Annotated in this window: 8 protein-coding genes; 5 read left to right on the top strand and 3 right to left on the bottom strand. The window is 67.3% G+C overall.

Annotated features, from left to right (window positions below; translation table 11 throughout):
- Positions 1-16: 16 nt before the first annotated feature.
- Positions 17-400 (bottom strand): type II toxin-antitoxin system VapC family toxin, encoded by a 384-nt coding sequence (locus AC1RKE_RS03455; protein ID WP_054764126.1) that lies wholly within the window; start codon positions 398-400, stop codon positions 17-19.
- Positions 397-639 (bottom strand): type II toxin-antitoxin system Phd/YefM family antitoxin, encoded by a 243-nt coding sequence (locus tag AC1RKE_RS03450; RefSeq protein WP_054764125.1) that lies wholly within the window; start codon positions 637-639, stop codon positions 397-399. Before AC1RKE_RS03450 ends, AC1RKE_RS03455 begins: the two co-directional genes overlap by 4 nt.
- A 111-nt stretch (positions 640-750) precedes the next feature.
- On the opposite strand from AC1RKE_RS03450, the gene AC1RKE_RS03445 reads away from it, so the two are divergent.
- Positions 751-2,874, top strand: a complete 2,124-nt coding sequence (locus tag AC1RKE_RS03445) for a S9 family peptidase (RefSeq protein ID WP_348684667.1) — start codon at positions 751-753, stop codon at positions 2,872-2,874.
- Positions 2,875-2,955: 81 nt separating this feature from the next.
- Here the strand turns inward: AC1RKE_RS03445 and AC1RKE_RS03440 are convergent, their stop codons facing one another.
- Positions 2,956-3,309, bottom strand: coding sequence for a hypothetical protein (locus AC1RKE_RS03440; RefSeq protein ID WP_054764123.1), 354 nt, complete (start codon positions 3,307-3,309; stop codon positions 2,956-2,958).
- A gap of 199 nt (positions 3,310-3,508) precedes the next feature.
- Between AC1RKE_RS03440 and AC1RKE_RS03435 the strand changes: the two genes are divergently transcribed.
- The 4 genes from AC1RKE_RS03435 to AC1RKE_RS03420 all read left to right on the top strand — a co-directional run bounded on the left by AC1RKE_RS03435 (position 3,509) and on the right by AC1RKE_RS03420 (position 8,302).
- A complete protein-coding gene (locus AC1RKE_RS03435; protein WP_348685158.1) occupies positions 3,509-5,542 on the top strand; it encodes an AsmA family protein in 2,034 nt (677 codons plus the stop codon).
- Positions 5,543-5,620: 78 nt separating this feature from the next.
- On the top strand, positions 5,621-6,517 hold the full coding sequence (locus AC1RKE_RS03430) for an alpha/beta hydrolase (RefSeq protein ID WP_395942038.1): 897 nt from the start codon (positions 5,621-5,623) through the stop codon (positions 6,515-6,517).
- A 337-nt stretch (positions 6,518-6,854) separates the two neighbouring features.
- Entirely contained in the window at positions 6,855-7,376 is a 522-nt protein-coding gene (locus tag AC1RKE_RS03425) for a ferritin-like domain-containing protein (protein WP_231681367.1), read from the top strand.
- Between the two features lie 26 nt (positions 7,377-7,402).
- Positions 7,403-8,302 (top strand): manganese catalase family protein, encoded by a 900-nt coding sequence (locus AC1RKE_RS03420; RefSeq protein WP_152949091.1) that lies wholly within the window; start codon positions 7,403-7,405, stop codon positions 8,300-8,302.
- Positions 8,303-8,335 lie beyond the last annotated feature (33 nt).

Here is an 8,335-nt window from a genome sequence, read left to right as displayed (position 1 = left end):
GCGAAAGGGAGCAAGCCTACCAGAGCCGGGCCACGCCGAAGCCGTCGAACAGGGTTTCGTTCGAGACCAGGGTCAGGTCGTTGAGCAGGCCCTGGGCGATCAGCAGCCGGTCGAAAGGGTCGCGGTGATCGCCGGCCATCCGACCGGCCAGGCTGGCTTCGCGCCAGCTCACAGGGAGTTCGGCGAACCCCTCTCGACGCATGACGTCCGCAAACTGCTCGGCCAGGGCGTGGGCGTTCGGCAGCTTGCCGATGCGAAACTTGATCGCGATCTCGATGGCCGACACGCTGCTGACAAAGACGGCGTCAGCGTTCCGGATGGCGTCGTCGGCTGCGCCCGACAGCCGTTCGTCGTCCCAAACCCACCACATCAGGGCGTGGGTATCGAGCAGGAGGTTCAATCTCCCCGGCCCTCCCAGAGGCGGAGTTCCTCTTCGGGCAGCGGATCAAAAAAGCTCTCGTCGAAACGCCCCATGCCCTTCAGCCGACCTCGCCTGCGTTCAGGTTTCGCCGCCTCGAACGGCACGATCCGCACCGCCGGCTTGTCGCCGCGGGCGATCACCACCTCTTCGCCGCGTTCGGCGGCGGCGATCAGTTTGGAGAGATGGGTCTTGGCGTGGTGGACGGTGACGGTGGTCATGTCGCGCTCCTTGGTCCAAACAGCTTAGCTAACTTCTGAGCTGTCAGCAACTTCCGCCCGGCGAACGAGGGTGCTACGCCTCGCCGCTGCAAGCTTTGCGAGGACTGCTTCATGCGCCACCGTTCCCTCCTGTTCGCCGCCTGCGCGGCCGTCGCCTTCTCGGGCGCCCTGATGAGCGCCGCTCCGGCCCTGGCCCAGGTTCCGCCCGCCCCGGTTCCGGCGCCGGCCGCGACGCCTGACGCCTTCACCTATCAGGACATGATCTCGGCCAACCGGCTGGGCGATCCGCAGGTGTCGCCGGACGGCCGTTACGTCGTCTATTCGGTGACGACGACGGATGTGGAGGCGAACCGCCGCAGCGGCAGCCTGTGGATATTGGACCTGGAAACGCCGGACGCCGCGCCGCGCCGGCTGGCCATTTCGGACCAGGGCGCCAACACCGCCCGCTGGGGCGCCGACGGCAATCTGTATTTCCTGTCGGGCAAGTCGGGGACCAGCCAGGTGTGGCGCGTCGCCTCGCCGACGGCCGCGCCGGTGCAGGTGACCAATCTGCCGCTGGACGTGAACGCCTATCGGATCAGTCCCTCGGGCGACAAGGTGGCGGTGTCTCTGGCCGTCTATCCGGACGCGGCCGACCTGAACGCCTCGGTCGAGACAGGCGAGGCCGTGGCCGAGCGGAAGTCGACCGGCCAGGTCTATGACCGGATGTTCGTGCGCCATTGGGACACGTGGAATGACCACACCCAGAACCACCTGTTCGTCCAGTCGATCGGCCGCAACGGCCAGGCGACCGGCAATCCGGTCTGGGTCACCAAGGGCTTCGACGGCGACACCCCGTCCAAGCCGTTCGGCGACGAAAGCGACTTCGTCTTCACCCCGGCCGGCGACTCCATCGTCTTTTCGGCGCGTCTGGCCGGCAAGAGCGAGCCGTGGAGCACCAATTTCGACCTGTGGAAGACCAACGGCCTGAGCGGGGACGGGACCTTCACCAATCTGACCCAGGAAAATCCGGCCTGGGACGCGGGCCCGGTGTTTTCGCCGGACGGCCGCACCCTGGCCTATCGCGCCATGGCGCGTCCGGGTTTTGAGGCCGATCGTTATCAGATCGTGCTGATGGACGTTCAGTCGGGCCAGAAGCGCGAGATCGCCTCGAACTGGGATCGTTCGGCGGACACCTTGCAATGGTCGCGCGACGGCCAGACCCTTTATACGACCGCCGGCGACGTCGGCTCGACCAAGCTGTTCGCGGTGGATACGCGCAACGGGGTGGTGACGCCGGTCACCGGACCCGGCCATGTCTCGGCCTTCCAGCAGACGCCGTCGGGCTTCGTCTTCGCCCAGGACAGTCTGAAGTCGCCCAGCGATCTGTATTTCAAGACCTATCTGGGTCGTGAAACGCCGCGTCGCCTGACCCAGGCCAATCCGGCCCTGGACGCCAAGGCCTTCGGGGAATACGAGCAGTTCAGCTTCCCCGGCTGGAACAATGAGACGGTCCACGGCTATGTCATCAAGCCGGTCGGCTATGTCGAGGGTCGCAAATATCCGGTCGCCTTCCTGATCCATGGCGGCCCCCAGGGCTCGTTCGGCGACAGCTGGTCCTATCGCTGGAATCCCGAAACCTACGCCGGCGCCGGCTATGCGGTGGTGATGATCGATTTCCACGGCTCGACCGGCTACGGCCAGGCCTTCACCGACGCCATCAGCCAGCACTGGGGCGACCGGCCGCTGGAGGACCTTCAGAAGGGCTGGGCGGCGGCTCAAGCGAAGTACGCCTTCCTGGACGGCGCCAACGCCTGCGCCCTGGGGGCCTCCTACGGCGGCTATATGATCAACTGGATCGCCGGCAACTGGTCGGACGCCTTCAAGTGCCTGGTCAATCACGACGGGGTCTTCGACACCTTCGGCATGGGCTATTCGACCGAGGAGCTGTGGTTCACCGAGTGGGAATACGGCGGCACGCCGTGGGACAGGCCGGAGGGCTATCAGAAGTTCAACCCGGCCAACCATGTCGAGAACTGGAAGACGCCGATGCTGGTGGTCCAGGGCGACCTGGACTTCCGCATTCCGACGGCTCAGGGCCTGTCCACCTTCACCGCCCTGCAACGCCGCGGAATCGACAGCCGCCTGATCGTCTTCCCGAACGAGAACCACTGGGTGCTGAAGCCGGCCAACAGCCTGCAATGGCACAATGAGGTGTTCGGCTGGCTGAACAAACACCTGGCCCCCGCCCAATAGGGGCGGTGCTCCGGAACGACGCCGGAACGACGAAGGGGCGCAGCCGCAAAGGCCGCGCCCCTTTTTTAATGCGCGACGGGGTTAGAGGCCGGCGCGGTCCTGGGTCGAGGAGACCAGCCGCTCGTACTGCCGCTCGGTCATGCAACGGGGCGCGGCCCAATGTTCACCCGCCCGGCGCGCGGCCATGGCGTCCTCCGCCGTGACGAAGACGGGCGCGGCGCCGAACTCGCGCTGGTAGGCGCGCCGGGTGGCGGCGTCGGTTTCACAGATCATCACCGGCTGGACGGCAGAGCTGCGCGTCTGAGCGCGGTCGAGCTCGGCGCGAACGGCCTGAAGACGGGGCTTATCCTGCGTTTCGGGCTGGGTTTGGGCGTGCGCCAGACCGGGCGCGATCAAGGCGGCGGCGATCAGGGCGGGGGTGATCAAACGGGTCATCGGGCATCCTCCTACGGCCTGAATTAAAGTCAGGACTCGGACCAAATATGCGCGCATTTTCTACAATGTAAAGCTATTGCGAAAAATATGCGGTAAACGGACCAATATCGAGGCGGATGAGGCGGGCCCGAAAGGGGCGGCGGCGCCAAAACCGCCTTGGGGCGTTGTCTCTGCTTCTGGAGGCCGGCCCTTGCCCAAGATGTTGAACTGGAACGCCTTAAGGACGCGGATCGGCGCGGGCGCCGCCTCGGCCAAGGCGCGCGCCGTCCAGGGACGCGACTGGATCAGGCGCAATGATCCCGTCTACGCCGCCGTGCGCCGCCCAGGACCGGCCGAATGGTGGGCCGGCGGCCTGACCCTGTTTCTGATCGCCGTCGTCCTGATCTTTCTGGCCTGGTTCGACTGGAACCGGCTGAGGGGACCGATCGGCCGTTGGGCCTCGGCGGAATATCACCGCGACATCGCCATCGACGGCGATCTGAATGTTCATCTCTTCAGCTGGACCCCCTCGGTCAGGGTCCAGGGACTGAAGATCGGCGGCCCGGACTGGGCGCGCGATCGCGACACGGCCAGAATCGACACGGTCGAGGCCTCGGTGCGGTTGCGGCGGCTGCTGGCGGGCCAGGTCGAAATGCCCCTGCTGCGCTTCACCCGGCCGCAGGTGGTCCTGATCGCCGCCGAAGACGGCCGCAAGAGCTGGGCTTTGAACGCCGACCACGCCGACGACGGCCAAGGCATGAAACTGCCGGTGATTCAGAAGCTGGTCATCACCGACGGGCGTCTGGTGTTCGAAGAGCGGCGGCGCAAGATGACCCTGGATGCGGCCGTCGATGCGCACGAAGGCGCAGACGGCGACGCGGGCTTCCTCCTGCAAGGCGAAGGGACGGTCAACCGGTCGCCTCTGACGCTGCGGATCGAGGGCGGGCCCTTCGTCAATATTCGCCGCGACCGGCCCTATCGCTTCAAGGCCCGGATGGCGGGAGCGGGCTCCAGCCTGACCGCTACGGGCGCCGTCACCCGGCCCTTCGACCTGGGTCGGTTCGACGCGACCCTGACGTTGGAGGGGCGCGATCTGGCGGACCTCTATCTGCTGACCGGCCTGACCCTGCCCAATACGCCCCCCTACCGGCTGAGCGGCGCCCTGAAGCGGAACGAGGCCGTCTGGACCTTCAACGACTTCGACGGCCGGGTGGGGGCCTCGGACCTGTCCGGCGATCTGCGGGTCCAGGGCGGCGGCCGGCTGCGGGTCGAGGCCGAACTGGCGTCGCGTCGTCTGGACATCGACGACCTGGCGGCCGTCCTGGGGGCGCGGACCGTCACCAATGCGCGCGGAACCGAGACGGAGGCGCCGGTGGCGAAGGGCGGAAAACTGCTGCCGGACGCGCCGCTCCAGACAGAACGGCTGCGCCAGATGGACGGCAGCCTGACCTATCGCGCCGCTGCGGTGAAGGCCAATGAGCTGGACGTGCGGGCGGTGAACCTGGGCGCCGAGCTGAAGGACGGGATATTGAACCTCGACCCGATCAGCTTCGACTTCAATCGCGGGGCGCTGAACGGGACGGCGCGGATCGACGCCACCCAGGCGCGGCCCTACAGCCGGGTCGACCTGCGGCTGAGCGGCTATCCTCTTGAGTCCATCGTGCCCGCCCGGAACGGCGCGCCGCCGCTGACGGGTCGTGCCCTGGGCCGCGCCCGACTGGAGGGACCGGGCGCCTCGGTCCACCAGTTCGCCGCCTCGTCCAAGGGCACGATCAGCCTGGTCGTGCCGGACGGGCGGATGCGGGCCGCCTTCGCCGAACTGTTGGGCATCAACGCCAGCGCGGGTCTGTTGAAGTTGCTGAGCGGAGATCAGTCGACCGCCCAGATCCGCTGCGCCGTCGCCGATTTCAACGTCAGCGGCGGGACGGCCGCCGCCAAGACCCTGGTCATCGACACCGATGTGGTGCTGGCCCAGGGCGGGGGGTCGATCGACCTGGGCCAGGAGACGCTGAATCTGCGGATCGACGGCGAGTCCAAGAAGCCGCGCCTGCTGCGGGTCTGGGCGCCCATCACCGTCCAGGGGCCGCTGACGGCGCCCCGCGTCGGGGTGGACGTCGGCGCGGTGGCGAGCCAGGGCGGCTTGGCCGGCCTTCTGGCGACGGTGGCGGCGCCGGTGACGGCCCTGTTCGCCTTCGTCGATCCCGGTCTGGCGGAGGACGCCAACTGCGGCCAGCTGATCGCCGGCGCGCGCTAGGGACTTCCGGAAAAGAGTCTCGACGATGTTGAGCCGATTCGCCTCGTCGGGCGTATTGAGGTCCATGGATCGGATCAGATGACGCGCCGGGGCCTTTTCGCGCCCGCCCTGGGACTGGTGGCGGCGGCCTGTTCGCCCCTGAGCTCCCCGGCGCTTTCGCCGCTCGGCCTGTTGAACAGCCTGGGCCCGCGGGATGCCGGCGCGCGTCGCGTGGCGCGCGACCTGCCTTACGGCGACGACCCGCGCCAGCGCATGGACCTCTATGCGCCCAAGGCGCCGGGTCCCCATCCGGTCCTGGTCTTCTTCTATGGCGGGGGCTGGGATTCAGGGTCGCGCGACCTGTATGGCTGGGCGGCGCAGGCCCTGGCGGCCCAGGGGTTCGTCGTCGCCCTGCCGGACTATCGGCTGGTTCCGCAGGTGGTCTTTCCCGCCTTCGTTCAGGACGCCGCCGCCGCGACGGCTGCAGCGGCCGAGGCGGCGGCGGACCACGGCGGCGACCCCCGCCGCCTGGGCGTGCTGGGCCATTCGGCCGGCGCCTATCTGGCGATGATGATCACCCTGGATCGGCGCTATATGGCGGCGGTCGAACGGCCGGACCTGATCCGGGCCGCGGCCGGTCTGGCGGGGCCTTACGACTTTCTGCCCTTCGATGTGGCGGCGTCCCGCAACGCCTTCGGCCGGGCGCCCGATCCGACCCTGACCCAGCCGATCACCTTCGTCCGCCCCGACGCTCCGCCGATCTGGCTGGGCCACGGCACGGCGGACGTCGTGGTCCATGACGAGGACACCCGCCTGCTGCACGCGCGCCAGCGCGCCGTCGGCGGCCGGTCTGAGGCCAAGCTCTATCCCGGCCTGGATCACGCCGATCTGGTGGCGAGCTTCTCGCCCCTGTTTCGCGCCAAGGCCCCGGTTTTGAAGGATGTGACCGGATTCCTGCGACGCGCCTTGGACCGGGACGACGAAACACTTGCTTAAGCACAAAAGCATCTTTTCAACACTGCGACTTAGTGGCAAAAGCCTTCGCAGGTCGAACCTGTATCGTACCTCGATCTTCCACGGCCTGTTCCGAACCTGACTGGCTCCGACGCGGCGACGCGCCGAACCTGACTGGCTCCGGTACAGGCCGTGCAGTGTCGGCCCGGCGTAATCGCCGCCCCGATCGCGCCGCAGAGGCGACCCTTCCACATCACAGGTCCGGCCGTCCGGCACGCGCATTACGGCGGCGATCGTTCCGGCGCGTCCGCTATTCGACACCCGGAAACATCGGCCGGCAGGTCCGGTTACCTCCGCATCCCAATCAAGGAGCGGATGTATGGCTGTGATGACAGACGACGTCTGGCGCGAGGTGTTCGTGACCGGACTGAAGAACGCCCATGGGGTCGAACATCAGGCCCTGGCCCTGATGGACCGTCAGATCGAACGCGCCAAGAACTTCACCGAGGTCGCCGATCAGCTGACGGCGCACCGGGCCGAGACCGAACAGCAGATCACCCGGCTGGAACAGCTGCTGGGACAGTTTGACGAGACGCCTTCCGGCCTGAAGGACGCCGCCCTTTCCATGGGCGGATCCATGGCGGCCATGGGCCATGTCTTCGCCGAGGACGAGATCCTGAAGAACGCCTTCGCCAACTTCGCCTTCGAGAACTATGAGGCGGCCGTCTACAAGGGGCTGATCCTCCTGGCCCGGCACGGCGACTATACCTCAGCGCTCGATCCGCTCGCTGCGACCCTGGAGGAGGAGCAGCGGATGGCCCGCTGGGTCGATGAGAGCCTGCCGACCCTGACCGATAAATTCCTGCGCCTTAAGCGCGAAGGCGAAAACCCCAGCCGTTGATCGGCGATACAATCTAGGATTGCTCCATGTTCATGCACAACAAGAAGCTGATGTATACGGTAAGAGTGGCCGAGCCGAACCCCGGCTTGGCCACCCTGATGCTGGAGCAGTTCGGCGGGCCGCAAGGCGAGCTGGCGGCGGCCATGCGCTACTTCACCCAAGGACTGGCCGACGAGGACGTCAATCGGCGCGACATGCTGATGGACATTGCGACCGAGGAACTGAGCCACCTGGAAGTCATCGGCTCCATCGTCGCCATGTTGAACCGCGGCGCCAAGGGCAAGCTGGCCGAGGCGGCCGAGGAAGAGGCGGATCTCTACGCCAGCATGACCTCTGGCGGAGACAGCCACACCATGTCGATCCTCTATGGCGGCGGCACGGCCCTGGTGAACTCGTCCGGCGTGCCGTGGACGGCCGCCTATATCGACTCCATCGGCGATCCGGCCTGCGACCTGCGCTCCAACATCGCCGCCGAGGCGCGGGCCAAGATCGTCTATGAGCGGCTGATCAACGTCACCGACGATCCGGGGATCAAGGACGCCCTGTCCTTCCTGATGACGCGCGAAGTGGCGCACCAGAAGTCGTTCGAAAAGGCGCTCTACGCCATCCCCGCCAACTTCCCGCCCGGCAAGATCCCCGGCCGGCCGGAGTTCGCCGACAAATATTACAACATGTCCCAAGGCGAGGGCGACGCCTCCGGTCCCTGGAACGAGGGCGAGCAGTGGGAGGTGGTGTCCGATCGCGAGATGCAGATGGCGGTGGACGGCGGCGACGGCCACGCCACGGTCGAGATGGACGCCAAGGCGGGCAAGGCGGTGGAAGCCTTCATGAGCCGGACCATGTCGGACCCCGAGTCGGACCCCGTGACCGGCGCGGACCTGGGCGCAGGGGCGGGCGCAGGTCGGACGACCCCGATCGAAGACTGAAGAGACGAGAAGAGAGACGGCGGGCGCGGCTGC

Source organism: Brevundimonas sp. GW822-FHT03E11 (assembly GCF_058801445.1).
Note: the sequence above shows the minus strand (reverse complement) of the source record. Positions and strands in the feature narration are given on the sequence as shown.

Coding starts and splice junctions, on each gene's coding strand:
- AC1RKE_RS03450 (WP_054764125.1), bottom strand. CDS start 639: ATGACCACCGTCACCGTCCACCACGCCAAGACCCATCTCTCCAAACTG.
- AC1RKE_RS03445 (WP_348684667.1), top strand. CDS start 751: ATGCGCCACCGTTCCCTCCTGTTCGCCGCCTGCGCGGCCGTCGCCTTC.
- AC1RKE_RS03440 (WP_054764123.1), bottom strand. CDS start 3,309: ATGACCCGTTTGATCACCCCCGCCCTGATCGCCGCCGCCTTGATCGCG.
- AC1RKE_RS03435 (WP_348685158.1), top strand. CDS start 3,509: ATGTTGAACTGGAACGCCTTAAGGACGCGGATCGGCGCGGGCGCCGCC.
- AC1RKE_RS03430 (WP_395942038.1), top strand. CDS start 5,621: ATGACGCGCCGGGGCCTTTTCGCGCCCGCCCTGGGACTGGTGGCGGCG.
- AC1RKE_RS03425 (WP_231681367.1), top strand. CDS start 6,855: ATGGCTGTGATGACAGACGACGTCTGGCGCGAGGTGTTCGTGACCGGA.
- AC1RKE_RS03420 (WP_152949091.1), top strand. CDS start 7,403: ATGTTCATGCACAACAAGAAGCTGATGTATACGGTAAGAGTGGCCGAG.